This is a genomic window from Maritalea sp. YIW29 (assembly GCF_057219265.1).
Genome location: NZ_JBXVVF010000001.1, coordinates 1,497,834 through 1,520,939 on the forward strand (window position 1 = coordinate 1,497,834; position 23,106 = coordinate 1,520,939).

Consider the following 23,106-nt stretch of genomic DNA (forward strand, 5'->3'; position numbering starts at 1 on the left):
CTAGGCTTCGTCTGTGTGGCCTGAACACAGACCCTTTTCTTCAAACTTATCCGCCATGTCCTTTGGCACATAGTTTTCATCATGTTTTGCCAATACGTTAGTAGCAACAAACTTGCCGTCAGCATCCAACGCGCCTTCTAGGATAACTTCCTGACCCTCTCGGAACAAATCCGGCATAATCCCTTCAAAATGAGCTGAAACATCCGCTTTACAGTCGGTTACTTCAAAATCATGTATCGTGTCGGTTTGCTTCCAGGTGTCCGATTTCACAATACCACCGAGGCGAAACGCCTGCCCCATTGCAATTTGACGCTCTTCAACCTCGCTCGGCACAACAAAAAATGCGGCCGTACTGGACATTGCGATGGCAATGAAAACAACGGCCGCCAGCACAACGGATCCAAGCCCTGCAATTATTGCTAGTCGTTTTTGTTTGCGTGTCATTTATCCATCCACATCTTCAATTTGTGATATCTCGGCTTCAGCGAGGCTTTCGAACTGATTTAGCATTGTTGTATCCGCAGCCAAACTGCTCCGCGCAGTCTCAAGGGCGGTTTTCGCTGCCGCTAAATCGCCCTGCACAATTCTGGCGCGCAACAATCGCTGCCACTCTTCTGCAGATCCGCCTTGTTCAAACAGTCGCTCTTCCAAACCGGACACCATATTGTTGATCATTTCGGCGCGGTCTGCATCTGACATTTCAGCGGCGGCTTTCACATCTTCGTCAGACGGGCCAGGTTGAGTTTCGGGTGAAATACCTAGTCCTTCCTGCGCAACTTGAAGGCCAGCACGTGCTGTTGGCAACCAAGGTTCATTACCAGCAGCTCCACTTAAGATCTTTTCCCATAGTTCTATTGCGATTTCATTGTCGCCAGCTCTGGTCGCCTCTCCTGCCAAATAGAATTGTGAACGCAGATGATCGGGGTCAAGAGACATTGCTTTTTGCAACAATTCGATTGGCTCGCCGGCGGCATCGCCTTGCTGAGAAAGCATAACCGCCTCAGCCAAATCAGTAAGGTTATCGGCGCTTTCCCCTTCAAGACGCGCGATATTTCGAAATGCTAAAGCGGCATTGTCATATGCTTGCTGGCGCATGTAAATGGGCGCGATGACCTTCCAGCCCTGCAAGTCATCCGGAACTTCGAAAAGCCGTTGTTCGATTTTCTGGATAGCGTCTCTTAGATCTATGTCTGCCCCTTCGGCAATTCGAGGTCCAAGCGGCGCATTTGAGAATCCCGGATTTCCAATACTGGTGTAAGTGCCGACGGAGATTGCTAGAATCGCTGCTATGGCCACCCCGACAAGTATGTTCGTTGGACCAAATTGGCTGGCCACTGACTTACTTGCTTCAGTTTGGCGCAAAAACTCGCGGTCAAGTTCAAGCTTTGCAGCCTCGAATTCTCGCTGTTCAATTTTTGATGATGCCAGATCATGTTCCAGCTCGGCCAATTGCTGCGCATAAAATGAGCGAATGGTCGATTGCTCATCATCCGCTTTTCCCTGATCACGCTTACGCAAAGCGCTTGCCAGCAGCAAAATAGTAACGGCGAGAACCGCACCAATACCGATCCAAAACAACATATTTCCAACAGTTCCCTATCTGAACGTTTAGATACTTATATTGAGTTGTTCGCAATTTTGCAGCAGATAATGAAAATCTTCGACAAATCTATCAGGACTGATTGACGCATGGGTTCAGAAATGGTGCAACTAAATTGCGAAAATGGGTGGGAATTGCGTGAATTACTATGATTGTTGAAGAAATCGACTTCGCCATCTATGGGAGCGATGTAGACGCCGCATTCTTGGCAGCTGAACTCGTCCGAAAACACGACGCCAAGGTGCTTTTGATACGCGATCAAGTCAACGACTATTCGTTGCATCATCTTCAAACATATTCCGTGGGTGCATTTTGTGAACCCGAAACGCTGAACATGATTGAGGAAGGCGCAGAATGCTGGCACAGCCAATTTTCGGGTAGAATTGGACGTGATTGTTTCGAGCGTGTTGACCTGTCGCTCAATGTCGGAGACCAAGGCAAACAAGATCTATTGCACTACGTAGAAGGAGCAATGATCGCGATCGATAGACAATGCGAACGCAGGGTCGACCCAAACAACCACGAATATTTGCATTTTCGTGACGTGATTTCACCGAACCGGAAAAAAACGCTCGAGTTTGTCCATGGCAAATATGTTGGTAGTGGCCTCAGTGTTTTTGATCGAACTCACTTCGAAGAAGCAAAAAGACAGCGCGGGGGGCCTCTCGCGCTCCGGTCGGCCAAGGTGCGATACAATGTTCAACATGCTGTATTTTTAGATGCTGACTTGGTCCAGTCACAAACCAACTCCAAAAACAACAACGCACTGCAGCCATATTTGGGCACAAAAATTGTTGTTGGATCAACCAGCGCGCGCGCGGCTCACTGGATAAATGTCGATGGAGAATTTGAGGCTAGGCCACATGGTATAGGCAAGGTATTGGTTAAAAGCAGCGGGACATTCACCAATTTGGCAGGCCGTGCTATTGGGATTGTCGACGGTTTCCAGGCTTGTCCGTTGTTGTCACAAGGGACTTATGCAGATCTCGCGACCATCGATGGCGGCCCCTTATTCGCAAACTTGAACGTACATCAGTCGGTTTTTGTGGGGGGCAAGAATCCAGGTGCTTTTTTGATGCCCAGTATCGCAGCGCTTTTGACAAACGACCGGGACATCGCAGCGAACCCCTATTGGGGCACGCGCTCCAGCAAAAACCGACAATGTGCGGATATTTTGCAAGTGGCTGAATTGGGTGGGAATTAAGAAGATGCAAGAATTTCGATTTCCTGATGACGACCGAAGCCCGTTCAAAGGCGAGATGATCGACCGCAACCAAATTCTTCAATTTCGTCTGAACAAGCGGCTTTTTCACGGTTTTGCCGGTGATACAGTTTTCAGCGCATTGCTCGCCAATGGGGTAAGCGTTTTAGATGGGCGCGACGGAAATAGGACTGCACTCAATCAGCGAACGGCATCACGAATTCGACTATTCTCAAAGTCTGGAGAAGAATTCAGTCAACGAGCTGACGAACTTCAAATCACTGACGGATTAGAGCTTCAAACTCCATCCGACAGCTCCTCCGGAGTTTTCAATAGAATTTTCAGGGGAACTCGCGCAAAGAATACGTTCCAATATGCCATACCGCCACAATCAGATATCGAAAATCACGCATATTCGATCGTTTGGGGTCAGGATCAAGATATCGTCATCATAGGTGGCGGCATCTCAGGCCTTCAAGCAGCTGCCATCGCGGGAAAAACAGGCCGCAACGTGCTGCTCTTGGAGAAATCCAATCGCCTTGGCGGCATGTGCGACTATTACGGTCGAGCTGAGGATGAAGAAGCGCCGAAGGACCTTATCGCACGGTTCCGCGTTGCAATATCTGAATTGGATAATGTCAGGATAGAAGTAAGTGCGGAAGTTATCGACGTTCGTCGCAACACAATTCTGGTTTCGAGTAGTGAGAAAGACTCATCCGGCATAAATCGTCGGGAATACGTCAAGTTCAACTTCGAAAAACTGATCATAGCAGTAGGTGCTAACTATGGAGATGACGACAACGCCACAAACGATTTAATTGGCATATCCAGTGCCGCCGAAACTTTCCGTTTGGCCGCGGACTTTGCAATTAAGCCCACCAATGGCGTTGCGCTCATCACTGGCGGGAATTCTGCATACCGCCTCGCGATGTTACTGAAAGAGAATGGCGTTGAAATTGATCAATTGTTGGACAAACGAATAAACCCCTCTTCGCGCCACATTGATTTTGCCAAAGCGGTCGGCGTTCTTATGCAGCATGGGCAAGTTCCGAAGTCTATTTCGAGCAACCGACAAGGGTTGGAAGTCGACGTGCAGGAAGTTGCAAACGGGAAACAAAAAACCAGAAGATTTACTTCACTAATCCTGTCAGATGCGCCGCGCCCTAACTATTTTTTGTGGGTCCGTGCTGGCGGCATGTCGACCTATGACCATAAGCGGAAGCAAATTCAACCATGCGGCCAGGTGCAGGATGTGGAAATCGTAGGATCAGCTAAAGGCAACATAACTCAACATGAATGCCTTGCTGAAGCGCAAAACGCCGTCGCTCGCCAACTCGGTTTGGGTCAACTTGCCTCAGAGCAGTATTCTGGAACCAATCAATATGAGTCGCTACCCGAGACTTTTGCCGGCGATCTACGACGCAATCCATTAGATACAATTAGAACGGAAGCTAATGTTCCCGAATTCGTTGAAAACGTAAATACTGACTCATTGAGCGAGTTTCAGTTTCAAAACATCTCGCCGAACAGATCCATTCGCCAGACGATGAATATCGAGGAAGAACAAAACGAGGCAGACAAGCAAAAGAAAACGGGTGGCACTGGCAACACTGACGACCTTGCGGCAAGGTTGGGCGCACGTTTTGCGTCTCCTAACCGTGCAATGATAGTTGCCAGAGACAACATTGTGCTACAGGTTGGACAGATGATCTATGATGGCGACGGCGTGGACAAAAGGCCAGCGCTCATCGGCATTGTAGCCCGCCAATCTGGGAAGCTTTGTGCGGTGCTGGAAGGCTCAGCAGTTGATGTTGGGCAAAATGTATTCGTGCAGACCAGGAGCGGACTTCACAGTGCGAGTCTGGGTGAATTCTAAAGTTCTTGTCTAGTGACTTTTAACTTCGGCACGTTTTTCGATGTTTGATTTGTTTTTGGCCAAGGTCAATGCATATTCACTGCCGAACCGGATTGCGCAAAACTTTATCAGAACGTCAAGCCGCGCGCTGGTTATCCGGTCGTTTGCAGCGACCCGCTTATAGTGCTCAAACACCCGGTCAGCCAAGTTTTCCAACGTATGGCCAACTTCTTTCCAATTCTTATCAACCATCGCATTTACGGCCAAAGATTCACGCGCGGAACGTGTCGCGGACAGAATATATAATCCATTGTATGCCTGCAAAACATCAGCCGGGTTCATTGCAGCGGAAGTTTCGCCTTTTATTGGTCGAAGAACATTGCTGATATCCACGACAACATCGCTGAACCGACCATTCAGTGCAACAGCCCCGCGTTTAATGAACCCTTCAAGCATAACGTTCCACTTTGCCGATTTTGGCAGATCAAGATGGAAATGCAGCCCGCGAGATATGTGATGGAAGCGGTCAATTGCCTTGCACATCAGGTCGACATCTTTAAACAACCCTGCTTGCTGTTCAATAATCTCGATTTGCTTTTGCGCCTCAAGGACCAAAGCATCTAGGAACTCGCCGTAGCCCGTTTTTTTGAAAGCTTCTTCAGTGTTCGAAAAACACAGTTTGGCAATTGTTGCTGCCAATGTGTCTGGCCGTGCAACACCGGCAACAAACGACAAGCACCACAGTTTTTTAATATCGGCCGACGGAAAGTCAATTTGCTCAAGCGCGTATTTTAGAGCGTCAGGTTCATCGATTGAACTTAGCTCTTGGCCGAACGATGCACCACTCTTTATGTAACCGACATAATTGAACGCCAACAATATTGTCGGCAATGAATCGTAGAACTCGACGCCACCCATTTGAATGGTCAGCCGCCTTTTTTGTTCTTCATCTTGAGAGCTTTTGGCATAGAGCGGTTCTACAAGCGAAATAAACTTGCTCAGATGCTCTTCAATCACTTGATCTGAAGGACTTGCGCCGCTGCCCAGCGCTTCATTCAAGTTTTCCATTGATGTTGGGTCTAGGTCTCGCTGTGCCCAATCCCAAATCTTTTCAAGCGCGATTTTGCCGAGCGCGCCGCCGTGAATTATGGGCGCCTGAGTCGTTACAACTACATCCAATGCACCCAGAATGCGCTCAATCGCCTGGTCTTTTTGGACCACAGCAATCTCTTCATTATCGATCTCTGGTTCGACCTCACCTGCAGACTGCCTAGCCGCCGCTTTGCGGTTGCTGCTTAGTTCTGCCAATTGTTCAATAGGAGAGCGATGCATATCGTTGTTCGGCTCATTCAATTTCTTAACCCGGCAAGACTATCAAGTATAAGTAAACAAACGATTTTTAAAATTCAGCATACTTATCCAGTAACAACACTCCATTGACCATCGGCTTCCCGACATGAAGTTCCCGTGTTGGATAAGCGTTCCCCACCTAGAATAACCGTGTGTGTAAACTCGCGACAATCGCGCGAGTTAACTTTTACATAGGGCCCTACACTTACTTCGCCCCGGGCAGAACTATCTGCCGACCATTCTCGGAATGCGCCGACACGACCATACTGCAGAGCGAAAAACTGTGCGCTTGCCGCCTCGTTTTTCTCTTTTGCTGTCAATTTACTGACTGCAGCTTTGGGCAAAAATGAAAGAATTTCATTCTGTGCAAAGTCTTGTGTTGGTTGGGTTACTATTTGTTGCTGCGCATTGGCCGCTGTCGAGAAATCCTGCGAGGTCGTGCGGATAGAAGACTGCTCCAATCTAGCACACGCAGAAACAAGGGCAATCAAGGCCATCAACGAAACTGCTTTAAAGATACTAGACATATTTACTGTTCTCCCGAACGCAACAATCACCGCTATTACGGCAAAATTATGATTTTTTCTTCTCAACCGCTGGCAATTTCAATGTGACTTGAAGCCCACCCATTGGCGATCGACAAAGCGCAATATCGCCTCCATAGACTGAAACGAGCTCACTTACAATTCCTAGTCCTAATCCAGTCCCAGGAACTTGTTGATCAAGCCGTTTTCCACGCTCTAAAATCGTGTCTAACTTGTCGTCCGGAAGTCCATTTCCGTCGTCTTCCACACAGACCTCGACCCAGCCTGAGGACGGGTTTTTTAACCCAACGCGCACGTTCGAATGCGCCCATTTGGTGGCGTTATCCACCAGATTGCCCAGCAATTCATCAAAATCGTCTGGATCACCACGAAAATGATCAATGTCCTTCTCGTCCAAGACCAACTCAATTTGGTTTGCCGGTTTGAGTTTTTTCATGACCGAAATTATTTTTTCTGATGCGGCGACAACATCCGTATTTTGGCCACGAACCGCCGTGCGCGCAGCCAGTTGCGCTCTATCTAAATATCGGCTCACAGTATCTTGCATTTTGTCCAACTGTTGTTGAACGAACTCCGAGCCAGACTTGCCTAGTTCATTGCGCATGACAGCGATCGGGGTCTTTAGACCATGGGCCAAGTCGCCAACTTGGTTTTTCGCCCGCTCCAGAATTTTGTCGTTCACGTCCAGCAATGCGTTGATCTCGGTTTTGACTGGTTCAACTTCTTTTGGAAACGCTTCTAGAAGTCGATCACTGCGCCCGTTTCTGATGTCCTCAACCGCTGAGCTCAATTTAAATAATGGCCCTAGGCTCAATCGGGCAACAACGGCGCACATTGTTGCCAATAAAAGCCCCACGGCCACTAAAACAAGAAGAGCTTGTTGCTGAAAAGCACTGACTTCTGCGGCGATCTCGTCCCAATCTGCGGTGACGGAAACTATGAAACTTACATCTTCTGAAATTGAAATCTGCCGCTCGAAAATCCTCAACCAATTGCCATCGTCGTCAAATGCATTAGCGCGTCGCATATTGTTGTCATCAAATGGAAGGCTAAGGGCCGGAATTAGAACGCCAAACGCGGACGTTGAGACGTTCACGACTTGGCCCTGCCCATCAAGTATTTGCCAATACCAACCAGAATTGGCCTGGGTATATCGAGAATCAATTGACGGCAGTGTTTGCAGGCTGGCTTCATTTTCAGCCAGCAGGCGCGCGATCAGTGCGTCGGCCTGTCGATCAGTTATGGCGTCGATATTTCGCGTAAGGGATTGCGAATAAAGCTGAGAGAGCAGCAGACCTGTAACGACGAGGCCGACAGAGAGCCCCAAAGCCGTCAACAGAAATACGCGCCAAACAATTGAAAGTTTGCTGAAAATCAAGAACCTGCCACTTTATAGCCCAGACCACGGACTGTCTGGATGAAGTCCTGTGGTAGTTTCTTTCTCAGACGCCCCACAAACACTTCAATTGTGTTGGAGTCGCGGTCAAAGTCCTGATCGTAAAGATGTTCCGTCAATTCTGTGCGGGAAATTACCTTTTCCTTGTGGTGCATCAAATAGGACAATAGCCGAAGCTCGTGTGATGTTAGCTTTAGAGCCATACCATCTACGGTCACTTTGCTGCCAGCCGTGTCTAGCCGCACTGCGCCAATTTCAATTTCGTTTGATGCAATGCCAGCTGATCGTCGCACGAGAGCACGGATGCGGGCCAAAACTTCTTCCATATGGAAAGGTTTGGCAACATAGTCGTCGGCGCCGGCGTCAATTCCTTGCACTTTATCTGACCAACGGTCCCGCGCCGTAAGCATCAACACCGGCATGGTTTTCCCATTCCGTCGCCACTCTTCCACGACAGATATGCCATCTTTCACTGGCAATCCAATGTCCAAAATCACAGCATCATATGGCTCAGTGTCACCCAAAAAATGGCCCTCTTCTCCATCAAATGCGTGGTCGACTACATAACCAGAGTCCACCAGTGCTGATGAAATTTGACGGTTTAGATCCACGTCATCTTCAACGACTAAAATCCGCATAGCCCCTCCTGCAAGGATTGTGGTTAAGTGTTTCCACCCAATTGCTGGCCATCATTAGCGCTCACGGCGACGCCCAAGGCATTGCCCTTCGCATCTACAACCTTAAAGAAATATACGAACTGGCCGTTTACCTCACAAAGGCGCTGCCCAAATGTCTTGGCACCCTTTTTCAATCCCATTATCCGCGTAATTTTGTTGAACGACAAGATTTGTTTGGACTTAACCAATTTATTGATCTCGCCGTGAGGTAAGCAGTTTCTCTGCTGAGCGAATGCCGCGCTTGGCACAGAAAATACTGCGCCAATCACGAAGGCCATTGCGACTAACCATTTGCGTCTAGTTTTAATCATCATGCCAGAAGAATTACCAAACTCTTCCTGAATGATAGATGAATGGTCTACGCATTTGCAATTTCAGACTTCATTCCTTTGCGCAGAAATAACACCGCCAATGCTTCCATTACCAACTGCAACGCATTTTGTGCTTCAATTGCTGGCACATTGATGCCCAACAATTCCAGCACACCTGAAATCAGCATGAAAATGGCAACCAAATATGTTTTGTAGCCTGTCAAAATGTTCAATTTAGGTGATCCTTTTGGTTTGGAGAACGAGTTTTTCAGAAGTTTTGAAGATTGTTGTTTGACTTGATTGATCCGATTACGCCAACCCGCTCCAAAAACAGAATAGGTTCCGAGCTTTCTCAAAAAGCTGTGTCTGTTTTCAATGTATTTGGCGAGCAAGGTTTTTTGGCCTAAACGTTCGCAATATTGCGCAACCGCTTGTTTTGTCTTTGGGCCAACGATGCCGTCAGCCGTTACGTTCAGGAGTTTTTGCAACTCTGTAACGGCCCTATGTGGCCCACTATTCACGGCATAGTCGAACATGGTAAAAGCTAGTGCTTCGGGCAATGCGTCCGCTTGTATTCGTTGCCAATAGTGTCGGTGGTAAATTCGCGCCGCCTCAACCCGACCCATTTGCTTAACCGCCGACTTGGGGAGTTTCCACCATGGCGAAATATCTCGAAATCGGGCAAGTGTTTTGCGCGTAATCCCAAACTTGGTCGCGCCGCCTGGGTCTTTTGGGTGATCCACATAACCACCCTCAAAGCGCAAAATATGGGTAAGAGCGGATTGAAAATGCTCATTGTTGAATTGATCGGACATCGCCTAGTCCACCAACATCATGGCAGGGATCAGTCCTTCATCGACCCCCACCCGCACAACGTCAGGAATGATTGCTGGCAGGCCAATAAGCAGTTCATCGCCATTTGAGCCATATGCGGGGAGAAGTTCAAAAATTTGATGTGATGCATAACGCACCGAGACGTCCGAACACGCACAAACATGTTGCCAACCATCTGCGGTTGTTATTTCAACAAATTCGGAGATCCGAACACCATCTACCCACAATTGATGGTTTGAAGCCGACAATCGAATAGTGCCGGTAAGTGCATACACATAAACGCTTAATGTCTGTCGCGAGCCGCCGATGAGATTATATGAACAAAGTTGATATTTCGAAGCAGCGCCTTGGGTATTCTCATATTGCGTACCCGCTCCCGCTGCGATTTTCGCGATCCAGAATTCCGCAAAGTAACGTGCCGCAGACGCTTCCCGGATTTGGTCCACCAATTGCTTGGCCACCGCGTCATTCGTTGTTCCTGCACCGCCATAATCAACGCTGTCAAAATGGAACTTTGCATGGCTTGAAATCGCTGCCCCATTTTCCATCTGCAAATATGTTGGGGTATTGAACGTTGATATCGTTTTTGTTTTCTCTGACGCAAAACGTCCGCTGTCACCCAGCGCATTGATTTTATGTGTCGTTCCTTTGCTCAGCGGCGTCAGCCCATGTAAAAATTCAACCTCGCTGGTTTGCGATGAAATTCGCAGCGGCTTAGTCCAAAACGAACCGTCAGCACTGACCTTGATCGCGAAATCATCGTCGCCAGCAATGCCCATTTCCGCCCGGCCAGACCAATTGTTTTGAAATGTCATGCTGGAGGTGTTGGAAGCCCCTGCCTTATTTATGTTTACACGGACGTCACCGGACCCCGCTTCATCGTGCGACAGTAAGATGTTGTTGGATTTGACAGCAAATCTGTTGCTCGCGTCGGCGGAAGTCCCGACCCCAACAAATTGCACATTTTGCAATTGCGTTGGCTGCTGGTCGAGACGCTGCCAATTGCCGGCTGAGTTAAGAAAAATTTCGCCACTTGACTTAACCCAAGCCAATGAACCTTCCACGGCATCAAGATATTGCCAGCCATTTACATCGTAGGTGGCAATTTTTCCTTCTTTGCCTGACCAGATCCCAGTTGGCACTGGACCAATCACCCAGGACTGACCGGGCGTTGGCGTGGCGGGCGGGTCATTGACTTGAATATCCTCAAAACATAGATGCATGAGCGCATCAAGCGCGCGAATTGCTTCATTATGGGTGATGTGTTTTTGCGCCTGATTGGTTTCAATCAGTGGTAATTTATGACGATCAGTATTTGTCATTGAAGACACCTAACGTGCTGTGGCCTGGCCCAAGGGCGAGGCTGATTTCGCTTATTCTGAACTGGAATGTTGAAGGCAGGCTGCCAAAGTCAGCGGTTTGGTCAACAGCGGCATACAAAAACGCGGGCGTGGCGGTTTCGACTGTGCACAGCACCCCCGCCTCGCCGATTATTTCGACTTGAAAACCGGATGTTTGTGGATCAATTGGAATGTCGCTCCCCACCCAACTATTCCCATTCGTCCGGCCGCGTCGTTTCCATAAAATCGAAACACTGTCATCTTCATTTCGGCCTGCCTTCAGCTGAACAGGTGCCAATGGAAGATTGGGACGAACAGAAGGGATATAGCTGATCGCCGTACCGGCGTCCGCCGGGCCCGCAATTGCGACCAAATCCGTCGTTTCGAACTGGGTGGACATCTCAAACGCGCCATCCATCAGCATGACTTGCGAACCAGTCGGCGCCGCTGTTTGGGATACAATTTCCGTGTTTCCCAACCCACGCAATAAATCAGAAATTCTAAATCGATTTGGCGCAATCAGGGATGCTTTGGCAAAGCCAACCACCTCCCATTCATCCAATCCATTTCGGACCAGAATGCGGTTTTGACCTGCGAGTACTTGGTTGCGATCAAGGGATGAAACATGGCCTCCAAATAGCTCAATCTCCAACACCGTTTGCGTATCCCAAACCGGCAATTTCTGAGCGACCGGCAACTCAGATTTCAATATACCTAGGGTGGCGGGCTTATTGAGCCGTGCGACTTCTTGCTGGAGCCCATCGACCAGACTTATGCTGCCCGGCCACGGCTTTGAATATGAGCCAATCAACAAGCGAGACTTGAACTCATTGGAAGAAGTAGAATTAGGAATCTGTGCCACATATGTAATGGGTACCAACGCGACAGCGTCAACAATAGCTGGCGCTGGTCGACCTGGTGAACTCGTGGTGCCGGACCGCATTTGCTGGCCGATTGAGCGTGCGGTCACCTGACGGGCAGTGCCATCAACAATCTTCTCAATTACATATTTCGCTGGGTCATTGGGAATTGAAATGACATCGCCGACTTCCAATGACAGCCGAGACATGGATACCGAGAGATTTATGGTTTTCATGTCTTCGCCTGCGGTTTCCAACTGGTAGTCCGCGATGCGCCCAGCTGCGCCTTGGTCAAGCGTGAATGGTAAATTGACGTTTGCAACCGTACCATCCTGTTCTGGACTATTTCGAAAGGTCGATGTCGAGTTGTAGTCAGCCAGCCGGTCAGCATAGCTAACATTTACGCGGCGGATGCGTTCGGCACGGTCTAAGTGTGATCTTTCTAATCTGCCATCCCGCTCAAGCACATAATCATCGTCGCTAAGTTGATGAACCACATTGTCACGCTGCCGCGTGAGTGAAAGACCCTCGGGTCGATCGCGCAACAAAAGCCGATCGGACTTTATTAGAAGCTCGACATCCTGCCGGGCCGCGGATGGCGAACTAACCAAACATCCTTCAACAAAACTCGGTGCGCTATCTTCGACTGTGAGATCAACGCCAATATCCTGCGCAATTGATGCGGCCAGTTCGCTCGCTGTTGCGCAGCCAAACCTACCGGTCGTCCAATGCCCAGTATAAAATGACGGGCCGTCAGACCAAACATCTTCACGCAGCGGAAATGCTGGAAATGGACGCGCGTCCCAAGCCCATAAATAAGTCCGTTCCGCGTCCAACATTTTGCCGCCATATAGCGGCGAACTTGGATTATTGACAGGTAAGAATTTTTGCTGATCTGACTGCCAATAATCATAGTGCGCCCGCAAAAACTGGCGCTGCATCGTCGGTTCAGTATGCCCGATCGAATGATATGGGGATTTGTCTTCGGCACTTTTTGGGTCTGTAAACGCGTTGGGCTGGTTCGCACCATTATTGACCGCGCCGCACCCCAATTCTGTGAACCAAATTGGTTTTGAAAATGGCACCCAATCTGTGGCCGTGCCCTGTCGAACACCACTTATTCGGTGATGATGAGGGTTAGACCACCAGCCTTCTAAATCTTTATATTTCCAGACCCAATCTTCATTGTGTTCGCCGTCAAATATTGGCGAACGCACCTGGGCATTCCTGTCGGCCTCGCTTGCATAATACCAATCAAAACCCTCACCACCGGCGATGTTTGACTTTAGATAATCAAGATCATGCACAATATTCTGCTGAGCGAAGTCGATATTTTTACCAATATCGCGCCAGTCGGAAAGCGGCATATAATTGTCGATACCAACGGCATCGATGTTGCTGTCAGCCCACAACTCGTCCAAATGAAACAATTTATCGCCGGGCGCGTCTGTGGGTTGATAGCCGTGATATTCTGACCAATCTGCTGCATATGTTATTTTCGTCTGTGCACCCAAAATCGCCCGTGCATCATGGGCTATACCTTTAAGTGCAGATACAAAAGGAAAACTCGTCGCACTTTCACGAACAATGGAAAGGGCAGCCATCTCGGACCCAACGATGAATGCATCCACGCCGCCTGCTGCCCGTGCAACATTTGCGCAATGAAGAATAAACCGCCGATATGTCCATTCGACAGGCCCAGAATAGGCAGGCATATTCCCGCTAACGGAGAAATCACTCGCAGCCGCCGTGCCAACGAAACTCGCCACTTGTGCTCCCGCAATAGATGACCGGTCAACGCTTTCACTCTGGCCAATGGCCGGGTTGCACGTAATGCGTCCACGCCAAGGATAATTTGCCTGGCCAAGATTGCCGCCATAGGGGTCTTCAAGTTGATTTCCGGCCTCGATATCCATCATCATGAGCGGATAAATCGTCACCTTTACACCGCGTGCCTTGAGGTCATTGATCGCCGCGATAACGCTTAGATCGCTCGGGGTGCCGCCATAAGCAGGCCCGCCATCGACCTGACTGCAGATTTCAGCTTGTTGCCTGCTTAATCCCGCGACACCCCATTCAACATCTTTGATATTCCGATCATGCCCCATAACGCGCGGCGTCACCGTGCATTCGCCACATCGCAAATCATCACCAAACCAACTCAACACCAGCGCAACATGTTTTAGATTGGGGCAAAGGGAAGTCAGTTCATTGATTGATATTTCCCAGTCAGACTTACCCAATGTCTGGTGACTATTTTCAGACAAAACTTCGCCGTTGCCCAACAGGCGAACGCGAGGTACCGGATCGTAGCCAAATTCTGTTGCCCCGGGGATCACACAAATGGCTTTCGTACGCTCCTCCAAATCACCAACAGGTCTGCAAAGTTCAACCGAGATTTGCGGAATACGGTTACCGTAGGGCGTGAGATCAAGTTGTTCAAAAACCAAATAGGCAAGATTTCGATAAGCCGGTGCATTTCCCGCCCCTTGTTTCCCCTCGATCAGGCTGTCTGGCAGCTGATCATTCGCGCCGGTATAAAATCGATGGTTCACTTGCCGGAGATCCATCAATTCGCCGTCGGCCCAAATCCGTCCGATATGGGGAACAACCCCTTCGCACAGGCCAATAGCGAAATTCGCGGCGATGACTTCATCATCTGAACCGCCAACAGACTTAATCCCACCGCCAGACTTGGTCATCCGTTCAAGTTCCGTCGCCCAAATGATATTGCCGGAGACGCGAGACCAACCGTAAAGCCGAGAAATCGGATAGCCTTCGCGCGAATTGAGAAGACGGATGTCGCTTGAAACCGGTTGAGAATGCTGGCCAAATAATTGGTTGTCGACCACATTGCCCGCGAGCGCGCCGACCGCTCGGCCAATAGTTGCGCCCAATGGGCCACCCAGCGCGCCGCCAATAAACTGGCCGCCCGCTGCAAGTAGTAATGTTGCCATAAATTAGGCTCTTTCTGGAAAACTAAATTGGGCTGCAATGCGCCGACGCCACCAACTGCTTAGCGGCACTTCAACGACGCCAACACGCTCTTGCGCGTGGATAAAGTGATTTTCATCGACGATTATCCCGCAATGCTTTGCGGCTGCATCTGCTCGCACATTGAACAAAACAACATTGCCGGGAACCAATAGAGAACCGCTTCTAGCGATTAAGTATCTTGTCGCCATGTCGGCCAACTCATTGGCGTGGCTTTGATCTCGCCAATTTGAAGAATATGGCGGCAATTCAATTTGAATTTCACCGAAAAGATCACGCCAGACACCCAAGATCAAACCAAGGCAATCACATCCCGCATGTTTGGTTGCGGCTTGATGTCGATAGGGAGTGCCGATCCAACTTCGCGCGCTCAAGACGATCTGTTTTTGCAGCGCCTTCAACGCACCAACACTTTCCCATCAAGCGGATTTTCACGCGTTGGATATTTCAAAACAAAGGCCTCCCCTGGGATATGCGGAAACCCTTGAAAGTTTAACTGGTTGGAGAACTTTGCCTTGCAGGTGCTAAATGATTTGTCGCATCCAATTATCACTTTAACCTGATCACCTATGGCAACCAGCTCATTGTCAAAATGCTCAATATGCAATTTCACTTCGCCCAATGTATTTGTGTGTTTTATGATCCGAAATGATCGGTTCTTGCGCTCTCCACTGGTCCACGTCAGCGTACCACCGTCGGCCCAACCAGCGTCACGTGCTTCAAGTCCGGTAACAGTTAGCGTATTGTTGACCGCCACTGCTGAGATTACGCATTGGGCCGAATAACTCGCCCCATCCACATCAATACCACATGCACGGTCGCCGAAATCTGCGTTGCATTCACGTTGATATAATCTGCCGCGCACCTGATTGAACGCAATGTGCTGTGATCTTAACTCTGCTTTGAAAACGCCATCTTTTTCCGTGATTTCACCAATCACGTCCCGCCGAAAATGATGTCTGACTGAGGGTTCTCGCCAGTTCACTTTCCACGTATCAACAACCGCCCCGGCAAATTGGCCATCGCGGATGTGCGAGGCGATAATTCTATTGTCGTCCAACCAGCCCATCACATCTGATGTATCAATCGAACTTTCGCTTTTTTGCACCGTTGCAGTGGGCGAAAATCCAGCTGTTGGATGAAACGCAATACCGTCAAACTCCAACGTTTGGTCATGATCGGTAAAACCAAGTTTTTGGTCGTTGGTCTTTGCAATAATCCAGCAATTGCAGATGCTCGCTTGCCCGGAACTGATATGTGCCTCAAATGCGGGATCAAATGTCCTCATGCCCGCACCTCGATCAGTTTGATCGTCGGCGCAATTGCTGCATTGAAACTTGTGATTTCCACGTCCAATCGATCAGACGCGAAGCGAACTGGCACATCAAATTCAAATCCAGCGGAAACAATTGCATCGTTCGAAGGTGCAGTATTTAGGGTCACAACACCAGTTGTTTCATCCACGCTAAACTGTCCACCCGTCAGTTCTACGCCATCAACGCCAATCACAACCGTAGCGGCAACCGGCTTGTTGATGGTGCGAAAATACGGATCAAATGCCGCGCCGTATTTCTTTTTCAGTTGAAATTGGGTCTTGATCCCGTCTCCAATACCAATCTCTTGGTCTGTCACCGTCGGACCGTCTTCAGAAGAGCTGTGATCAATTGGATCTTTAAACAAAAACCCATGGAAACTGCCACGCCTCTCTTCGAAGAATGTCAATATTTTGCGCAAGTCCGCTTTTGATTTCACCCCAAAACCAGCATCATAATGCCGGCGCGAATGTGCCCAGCGTGTGTTGCGATGTTCGGCCCCAGACGAAAGTTCGACAATATCGGTTGCCCATTGTGGGCCACCACGTGCACTCAGCGAAATATCAACCGGAAATCGAATATGGTGGAAGCCCATTAGCTTGCCCTCTGCCCTCTACGCACCGCACCAAGCAACGATGCGCCGATCTCGGCTTCAGCGTGATGAAAACTCTGTGCATCTGTTGCATTTACAGTCATCGAGATGTGGACCGGCGCTGCGGAGTTAGCGGCGACACCAAGTTGACCTGAACTGTTTCGGCTTAGGGGTAAAATTGCCTCTGCACCTGCTTCACCGGCAAGTCCAATGCCGCCCGAATTAGGGAAAAATGTCGGGCTGTTAATTACCCCGCCTTTGGCGAACGCTTGAACTTTTGGCAAGGTTGGGTTTGAGCTGGTCAGAATTCCCTGAACGAGATCAGAGAACATGCCACCGACCGGTTTCAATGCAGCTTTCAGCGCGATGTCTGCAAAGCTTTTGGCGATGCCGCTAAGAATTGATCTCAGTGAATTCCCCTCTTTAATGGCATTGCCAAGCCCGTTCGCCATTGCCACGCCGACACCATCGGCAAGTTCTTTTAAGCGCTTAAGTTCGGCCTTTGTTTCTTTAAACTCGGCGCTCAAATGTTCATCAGCTTCTTCTTCATCCATCAATTCACTCCTCATCCGGACACTTGTTGTCAGGGCCTTTGATGTCGGGACACTTGCGCGCAAGCTCTTCAAAGGCATTTCGATCTAGGTTTGGCGGAATGGCATTGCCGCTCGCCTTTGCAATCATCAGCAACTCACGGGGCGTCAGTTTCCAAAATTCAGTTGGCGATAAATGTAAATACCCAAAACCAATTCGGGCTGCGTCGCCCCAGGGAAACCCCGTCATTTTGTCGAGTTTTGCTCGCCAAATGCAGCCGCAAGTAGTTTCACCGCAATTAAGGCAGCGCCCCGCGCGCCGCCCTCAAAATTCATATTGGCAAGTTCAATATCTGTAACGGCGTTGCCTCCACCACGCAGTCCCGCACCGACTATGGCGATCAGGTCTCTGGCGGAAACGCGACCGCCTTCAAACCGTTCAGCGAGCCCGTTTAAATCACTGGATTGCAGCGCGGCTTCAAGCTCCGCCAACGCTCCAAGCGTTAGACATAATGTGTAGGTTTTGCCGTCAATTACAGCATCAACTTCGCCGCGCATTTGATTGGCCATTATGCCGCCGCCGTAAAGCTAATTTGCCCGGCGCTTTCCAATGCGATTTCGAACGACATTTCGCTCGTATGGTCAGCTGAAAACTCTAATGACGTGATTTGAAATAGCCCTTCAATCGTGCCGAAGTCAGGCAATATCAGCTGCCAATTTCGCAGTTCACCGGAGAAAAACAGTTCTCGAATACGCGCATCCGACGTTGCGTCTTTAAAGACACCGCCACCCGATATTGAGGCAGTTCGAATACCGCCGCCAGTCAACAGCTCACGCCATTGGCCGGCTGAATATGAATCTGTGGTGTCGATTGATTGGGCGTTAAATGACATTTGACGGGTTCGGATGCCTGCAACTGTGGCAAAGCCTCCTGCACCGCTCTCATCAAGCTTTAGCAGCATATCGCGTCCGCTCTGTGCGCTCATAATTGGTGTCCCTATATGTTTGAAATATCTAAATTAAACTGTGTTTGCACCACGATCTTGGTCCAGCCATTGCGTTTTTCAATTGTCGTTTGCGTGGCGATATGGCTCGCTTGAACAAGTGTATAGCTGCTGCCGTCTTTGTCCGCTGAAAGCAGCACGTCACATAGGCGGTCCGCAATTTCCAGTCCGCGCGCGCGATGAGGTTCTGCAAGCCAGATATGCCAATCAATCACGTGGGTTGAAAGCGATGTGTCCTGCGCTGGACGCCACCGCGCATTGTGCCGTGCAATCGTGACATAGGGCGGGTTTATCTGTTTGCCCGGCGCATCGAAGATCCTATTGCTGCCAAGCAATCCGGACAGCGCTCCATCGGCAAGCAACGCTGAAACCAGGGCCGTTTGCAGGTCTTTCATCGCTTTATTCATGGCGCGAACCTATGCTGGTTGGCTGAGTGCAATAACAACGCAAATATGCACGTCGCCCGTTGATATCGACAGCGTGGTTGATGTCATATTGCGCACCGCCGATCATCATGCGGTCACCACTGCCGATGTCTGAGCGAAACCGAATGGTGACTGTTTTGCTAACAAATGAAGTTGCCGCATCACCCTGCTCACCAACGCCTGACGCTTGGGTTTCAATGTTGGCCCAAACAGTCCCAAGGCTGGTGAAACTGGTAACTTGCCCACCACTTGCATCAATTTCCGTTTGGCGCGAGATAAGCTCAACCCGTTGATTGAGCGATCCCAATGCTGGAATTCTACCGCTCATATATTCATGACCTTGTAGGCTGAGATCAGCTGGTCAAATCCAAGCGGCACGATCGCGCCACTTCCGGCCATAAGGACCGCTTCGCGATTTTGATACCAATGGCCGATAAGCGTTAGCAGCGACTGCTTTAGGTCGGCGGGCACATCATCGCTGGTCGATCCGAAACCGACTTGATAGTCAATTTCAATCGCTGAATCTTGCCGCAATACGGGCTGGCCCGAAATGGTTTTCGGCAGTAAAAGCTTTGCTGGAGCTGAGTTTTCGGCGCCGATAAACTGCGCGAGCGGCAACGCAACAGGATCACCGCTTGGGTCGAACACGCGCACGGCAACAAGGTTTTGAAACGGTCCAAGCGGCAGCTCAACATGATCGTCGTCTGGCCAGCAGTCTAACGTCTTGCGCCAAACCTGAGAGATCAGTGCACGTCGGGTGAGTGTTTCAACATGCACGCGCGCGGCACTGATCAGGGTTGAGATCAATTGATCGTCAACATCGTCCGACACGCGCAAGAAAATCTTGGCGTCATCAAGCGAAACCGGCTCAGTTGCTGGCCCTGTTAGCAAAAATGATGTCATGGAAACTCCATAAAAGGGGGACCGATCCACCAAGCGGGAGGGAACTTGGCGGATCGGCAAACTCAGTTCGCTACAGGAGGCCTAGCTGGCTGAGTATTTGAGCAATTTGATCGCGTCGAAGTCCAACACGCCGCCGCCAACACGTTTAGTCGTGTAGAAAAGGACGTAAGGTTTTGCAGAATATGGATCCCGAATGACGTTTACGCCCAATCGATCAACGATCAGGTAGCCACGGCGGAAATCACCAAAGGCAATCGGTGTGGCATCGGCCCCAGCATCAGGCATGTCTTCAGCCTCAACCAGTTGGAAACCCATAAAGCTGGGGCGCATGCCCGGTTGATGGCTTGGCTGCCACAGGTAATTGCCGTCAGAATCTTTAAGTTTGCGCAATTGGGCTTGGGTTCGTCGGTTCATCACCCAGCTTGCATTTTGCCTGTATCCAGCCTTCAGGTTGTAAACGAGGTCAATCAACACATCGCTTGCGTTGGCAGATGGCAGGTCGCCAGCCTCTCCTGTCGGCACATAACCAATATTGCCCCACGACCAGCTGGTATCATCCACCTGAGGCGCATTTAGAAAGCCTGTTGGCTTTTTAACACCGTCACCAGAAATAAAGGCCGCTGTTTCTTGTTCGGCAAATGCGACTTCAACTTCTTCGGCAATCCACTGTTCTACGTCAACGGCGGCATCATCAAGGAAGCTCGAAGTGGCCGCTGGCATCGCGTAAAGCTCAGTTGTTGGATACTCAATTTCCGCTAAAGTCGACGCTGATGTTTCTGGTCGCGCGTCGGTTTCGCCAACCCAGCCAACGGACGGTCCGGCAATTGCGATAGGTTTTTTGTAAACTGAAGACGAAACTTGGCGCACGCTAGCAATTGAACGGATCGGGGAAATAGAGGCTAAACGTCGGCCAATATCTTGGTCCGTTTCCGCTGGCACTAAATAGCCACCTTCAGCATTCACGCCAACCGACAAAGACTTTTCTTCGCCCTTTCGTACATAGGCTGAAAACGCATCCTTATATTCGGTATCGACAACCAATGGACCAGTATCTGCTGCCAAGCCTGGGCGCATTTTTTGACCCAACAAATTGTCCATCGTCGCTTTTTGACTGTCCATTGCAGCATTCAAACGATCAAGTTTTTGATCGAACAACACGTCCTCATTTTTGGCTTCAATTGCCGTCAAACGAGCATTGTTGGTTGATTTAAACTCGTCAAACGCGTGCATGAATTCACCAAACAAATGGGTGACGTCTTCGTTGGCGTCAGCACGTGCGTGTGCCTTCACCTCAAGGTCTTGAGACGGAGTGGTAGTCATTGATATTCCTTATTGAGTTGAGGTTAGTAGCTTTGTCGCCTGTTTGATATTTTGCGCCAATTTGGGCGCACTGATGCGCGCCACGTCCAGCATAGGGAAAGTAACAATAGAGATTTCCCAAAGATCGATTTCGAATAGCCGTCTAGAAACAGCCCTGGATTTATCTGATGCGCGAATGGTACGAAACCCGATGGAAAGACCGTCAATTCCCCCGTCACGGATGAGGGACGTAAGCTCCTTGCCACGGGCAACATTTGCGCTGAGTTGTCCAGTGACCTTTAGACCCACATCTGTTTCGCGGATTGAATGCCAAACGCCAACCGGCTCCTTAGGGTCATGTTGAAACAGCATCCGAATATTGTCGACGCCGCGCTTATTGATCGATTTTTCGAACGCCCCGCGCACGACAACATCCCCGCCCTGATCAATTTTGCCGAATATGCTCGCATAACCAGAGAAGACGCCGTCTTGGCTGATTTTTATGTTCATTTCGATTTTGCAGCAGCGGATTTTCGCACCGGACGACGCGATGTTGGTTTCGCATTTGGGGATTTGACCGCTGGAGATTTGGCAATGCTGGACACAATGTTCCAAGCAAATTGTTGAAACTCACCCTTGGTTTCTTCTGACATGTTGGACTTCCTTTCTCAAGCTGGCTTCAGCCCTTGCGTTTGAACAATTTGTTGATCGCGGTGATTTCGTTGACGAAATGGTCGAACCGACGATTGGCAACGGCCAACTCTTTCAGCGTCCAAACCAACAAAGCGCTTGAACTTGCGGCCCATAAAAAAAGCGCGAGGTGAGCTAAGTCGCCTCGCTGTGCAAATGTTTGAGCAATTTCATTCATTTAGTCCTCCCTTTGCTCCACTTGAACGGAGCTAATATTGCTTGAAGTAAGTTTTGGTAGGCCGATTAGCTCACGCTTTTCGTCCGGAGTAATTGAGTTGATGGCGTCGATTTGAGCCCAGTTTGCAAGGCGCTCGTCAGCAATGGCTTCGATCACCTCAAAATTGGGGACCAACCGCCAACCGCCAGGAATTGCATTTCGCAGACACCGGGTCAGCGAAGCGCAGGTTTTCACCATCTGTGGGATGATGGTTTGCCGCCAAAATGCGCGGTTTGCCTCGCGATAATTCGAGTATGTGTTATCGCCAGCGAGACAAAGCAACATTGGCGGAACGCCAAACGCCATCGCAATATCGCGGGCGGCGCTGTTCTTTGTTTCGATAAAATCCATATCCCGAGGGGACATGGACAATGCTTTCCAGTCTAACCCGCCTTCCAAAACCATGGGGCGTCCGGCGTTGGAGGCGCCTTGAAAACTGTCATTTAGTTCGGACTTTAGTCGTACAAACTGATCAGCGGTAAGGTTCCCTGCCTCAGCGCTATAGATCAATGCGCCCGAAGGCCGTGCTGCATTGTCCAACAGAGATTTATGCCACTCGCACGCTTTGTTGTGGGTATCAATCGCGTCCATCGCAGCGCTAATCGGCGCTAGCCCGGAATGGTCATTTGTCGGGTGGAAATTGCGCAGATGAATGACCGGCACTGGGTTATTTTTGCTCGGTGAAATCCGGCGCTTTTTCCCCCCAACCTTATAGTCATAGGCTTTGATCCAACCATCACTACCAACTACCGGAAAAACGCGGTCCGGACGAAGCGGATAAAGCTGAAATTGGGCATTATCGAACTGCAATATTTCCAAATATGCATTGCCGCTCAACTGTAGATGCGCAAACACAGTTTCCAGCAATTCTGGACCAGAACAATCCGGATTTGGGGCGCTTAACAAGTCGAGCACGGGATGTGCAGACAATCGCTCGCCCTCATCATCCACTAACAATGGAACCCGTGCAGCGCTCTGGGCGATCAGGGTCACCGCACGATGCGCAACCGGGTTTTTCATCAATCCGTGTTGGGCAAAAGAAGCGTAAGAACGTCCTGACCAGCTCGCAGATTGGGTGTCGACCATGGATATATAGGCATGCGCCGATTTCGTTTCGGCAGGCTGAGGCGCCCGACGCGATAGCAATCGGTCAAAAATATTTCCCATAAG

27 protein-coding genes are annotated in these 23,106 nt (G+C 49.7%); 2 read left to right on the forward strand and 25 right to left on the reverse strand.

All coding sequences use genetic code 11. The annotated features are described in order from the left end of the window. Both ccmE and ccmI read right to left on the reverse strand, forming a co-directional pair. On the reverse strand, window positions 1-444 hold the full coding sequence (gene ccmE / locus AC2D8L_RS07245) for a cytochrome c maturation protein CcmE (protein WP_484684767.1): 444 nt from the start codon (window positions 442-444) through the stop codon (window positions 1-3). Further along, window positions 445-1,581 (reverse strand): c-type cytochrome biogenesis protein CcmI, encoded by a 1,137-nt coding sequence (gene ccmI, locus AC2D8L_RS07250; protein WP_484684768.1) that lies wholly within the window; start codon window positions 1,579-1,581, stop codon window positions 445-447. A 167-nt stretch (window positions 1,582-1,748) separates the two neighbouring features. Between ccmI and AC2D8L_RS07255 the strand changes: the two genes are divergently transcribed. Further along, a complete protein-coding gene (locus AC2D8L_RS07255; protein WP_484684769.1) occupies window positions 1,749-2,804 on the forward strand; it encodes a hypothetical protein in 1,056 nt (351 codons plus the stop codon). Between the two features lie 4 nt (window positions 2,805-2,808). Continuing rightward, entirely contained in the window at window positions 2,809-4,677 is a 1,869-nt protein-coding gene (locus tag AC2D8L_RS07260) for an FAD-dependent oxidoreductase (protein ID WP_484684770.1), read from the forward strand. A gap of 9 nt (window positions 4,678-4,686) precedes the next feature. On the opposite strand, the gene AC2D8L_RS07265 is transcribed toward AC2D8L_RS07260, so the two are convergent. The 23 genes from AC2D8L_RS07265 to AC2D8L_RS07375 form a co-directional block, all read right to left on the reverse strand. Then, window positions 4,687-5,988, reverse strand: a complete 1,302-nt coding sequence (locus tag AC2D8L_RS07265; protein ID WP_484684771.1) for a hypothetical protein — start codon at window positions 5,986-5,988, stop codon at window positions 4,687-4,689. Between the two features lie 83 nt (window positions 5,989-6,071). After that, window positions 6,072-6,533: a hypothetical protein gene (locus tag AC2D8L_RS07270; protein ID WP_484684772.1), complete on the reverse strand. Its 462-nt coding sequence runs from the start codon at window positions 6,531-6,533 to the stop codon at window positions 6,072-6,074. Between the two features lie 46 nt (window positions 6,534-6,579). After that, window positions 6,580-7,929, reverse strand: coding sequence for a sensor histidine kinase (locus AC2D8L_RS07275; RefSeq protein WP_484684773.1), 1,350 nt, complete (start codon window positions 7,927-7,929; stop codon window positions 6,580-6,582). Further along, window positions 7,926-8,585, reverse strand: a complete 660-nt coding sequence (locus AC2D8L_RS07280) for a response regulator transcription factor (protein WP_484684774.1) — start codon at window positions 8,583-8,585, stop codon at window positions 7,926-7,928. Before AC2D8L_RS07280 ends, AC2D8L_RS07275 begins: the two co-directional genes overlap by 4 nt. Before the next feature lie 23 nt (window positions 8,586-8,608). Then, the gene (locus AC2D8L_RS07285; RefSeq protein WP_484684775.1) at window positions 8,609-8,902 is read right to left on the reverse strand and encodes a hypothetical protein; all 294 of its coding nucleotides are present in this window, start codon (window positions 8,900-8,902) and stop codon (window positions 8,609-8,611) included. Between the two features lie 80 nt (window positions 8,903-8,982). Continuing rightward, the gene (locus tag AC2D8L_RS07290; protein WP_484684776.1) at window positions 8,983-9,750 is read right to left on the reverse strand and encodes a glycoside hydrolase family 108 protein; all 768 of its coding nucleotides are present in this window, start codon (window positions 9,748-9,750) and stop codon (window positions 8,983-8,985) included. 3 nt (window positions 9,751-9,753) lie between these two features. Continuing rightward, window positions 9,754-11,091 carry a DUF2793 domain-containing protein gene (locus tag AC2D8L_RS07295; RefSeq protein ID WP_484684777.1) on the reverse strand — a complete coding sequence of 446 codons (1,338 nt, stop codon included), beginning with the start codon at window positions 11,089-11,091 and terminating at the stop codon, window positions 9,754-9,756. Then, on the reverse strand, window positions 11,078-14,926 hold the full coding sequence (locus AC2D8L_RS07300) for a baseplate multidomain protein megatron (RefSeq protein WP_484684778.1): 3,849 nt from the start codon (window positions 14,924-14,926) through the stop codon (window positions 11,078-11,080). Before AC2D8L_RS07300 ends, AC2D8L_RS07295 begins: the two co-directional genes overlap by 14 nt. A 3-nt stretch (window positions 14,927-14,929) precedes the next feature. Then, window positions 14,930-15,337 carry an NlpC/P60 family protein gene (locus tag AC2D8L_RS07305; RefSeq protein ID WP_484684779.1) on the reverse strand — a complete coding sequence of 136 codons (408 nt, stop codon included), beginning with the start codon at window positions 15,335-15,337 and terminating at the stop codon, window positions 14,930-14,932. Between the two features lie 23 nt (window positions 15,338-15,360). Continuing rightward, a complete protein-coding gene (locus AC2D8L_RS07310; RefSeq protein WP_484684780.1) occupies window positions 15,361-16,251 on the reverse strand; it encodes a DUF2163 domain-containing protein in 891 nt (296 codons plus the stop codon). Next, window positions 16,248-16,871 (reverse strand): phage distal tail protein, Rcc01695 family, encoded by a 624-nt coding sequence (locus AC2D8L_RS07315; protein ID WP_484684781.1) that lies wholly within the window; start codon window positions 16,869-16,871, stop codon window positions 16,248-16,250. Before AC2D8L_RS07315 ends, AC2D8L_RS07310 begins: the two co-directional genes overlap by 4 nt. Then, entirely contained in the window at window positions 16,871-17,422 is a 552-nt protein-coding gene (locus tag AC2D8L_RS07320) for a phage tail tape measure protein (RefSeq protein ID WP_484684782.1), read from the reverse strand. The genes AC2D8L_RS07315 and AC2D8L_RS07320 overlap by 1 nt, the downstream gene beginning before the upstream one ends. A 4-nt stretch (window positions 17,423-17,426) precedes the next feature. Further along, the gene (locus AC2D8L_RS07325; RefSeq protein WP_484684783.1) at window positions 17,427-17,648 is read right to left on the reverse strand and encodes a rcc01693 family protein; all 222 of its coding nucleotides are present in this window, start codon (window positions 17,646-17,648) and stop codon (window positions 17,427-17,429) included. Then, on the reverse strand, window positions 17,645-17,968 hold the full coding sequence (locus AC2D8L_RS07330; RefSeq protein WP_484684784.1) for a gene transfer agent family protein: 324 nt from the start codon (window positions 17,966-17,968) through the stop codon (window positions 17,645-17,647). Before AC2D8L_RS07330 ends, AC2D8L_RS07325 begins: the two co-directional genes overlap by 4 nt. Further along, window positions 17,968-18,384, reverse strand: coding sequence for a phage major tail protein, TP901-1 family (locus tag AC2D8L_RS07335; RefSeq protein ID WP_484684785.1), 417 nt, complete (start codon window positions 18,382-18,384; stop codon window positions 17,968-17,970). The genes AC2D8L_RS07330 and AC2D8L_RS07335 overlap by 1 nt, the downstream gene beginning before the upstream one ends. An 11-nt stretch (window positions 18,385-18,395) precedes the next feature. Further along, a complete protein-coding gene (locus AC2D8L_RS07340; RefSeq protein ID WP_484684786.1) occupies window positions 18,396-18,809 on the reverse strand; it encodes a DUF3168 domain-containing protein in 414 nt (137 codons plus the stop codon). Continuing rightward, window positions 18,802-19,155 carry a phage head closure protein gene (locus AC2D8L_RS07345; RefSeq protein ID WP_484684787.1) on the reverse strand — a complete coding sequence of 118 codons (354 nt, stop codon included), beginning with the start codon at window positions 19,153-19,155 and terminating at the stop codon, window positions 18,802-18,804. The genes AC2D8L_RS07340 and AC2D8L_RS07345 overlap by 8 nt, the downstream gene beginning before the upstream one ends. Then, a complete protein-coding gene (locus AC2D8L_RS07350) occupies window positions 19,152-19,730 on the reverse strand; it encodes a head-tail connector protein (protein ID WP_484684788.1) in 579 nt (192 codons plus the stop codon). The genes AC2D8L_RS07345 and AC2D8L_RS07350 overlap by 4 nt, the downstream gene beginning before the upstream one ends. Before the next feature lie 81 nt (window positions 19,731-19,811). Further along, window positions 19,812-21,050, reverse strand: coding sequence for a phage major capsid protein (locus AC2D8L_RS07355; RefSeq protein ID WP_484684789.1), 1,239 nt, complete (start codon window positions 21,048-21,050; stop codon window positions 19,812-19,814). Between the two features lie 9 nt (window positions 21,051-21,059). After that, entirely contained in the window at window positions 21,060-21,539 is a 480-nt protein-coding gene (locus AC2D8L_RS07360) for an HK97 family phage prohead protease (protein ID WP_484684790.1), read from the reverse strand. Continuing rightward, window positions 21,536-21,682 (reverse strand): hypothetical protein, encoded by a 147-nt coding sequence (locus tag AC2D8L_RS07365; protein WP_484684791.1) that lies wholly within the window; start codon window positions 21,680-21,682, stop codon window positions 21,536-21,538. Before AC2D8L_RS07365 ends, AC2D8L_RS07360 begins: the two co-directional genes overlap by 4 nt. A 26-nt stretch (window positions 21,683-21,708) precedes the next feature. Continuing rightward, window positions 21,709-21,897, reverse strand: coding sequence for a hypothetical protein (locus AC2D8L_RS07370; RefSeq protein ID WP_484684792.1), 189 nt, complete (start codon window positions 21,895-21,897; stop codon window positions 21,709-21,711). Then, window positions 21,898-23,103 carry a phage portal protein gene (locus tag AC2D8L_RS07375; RefSeq protein WP_484684793.1) on the reverse strand — a complete coding sequence of 402 codons (1,206 nt, stop codon included), beginning with the start codon at window positions 23,101-23,103 and terminating at the stop codon, window positions 21,898-21,900. Between the last annotated feature and the right edge of the window lie 3 nt (window positions 23,104-23,106).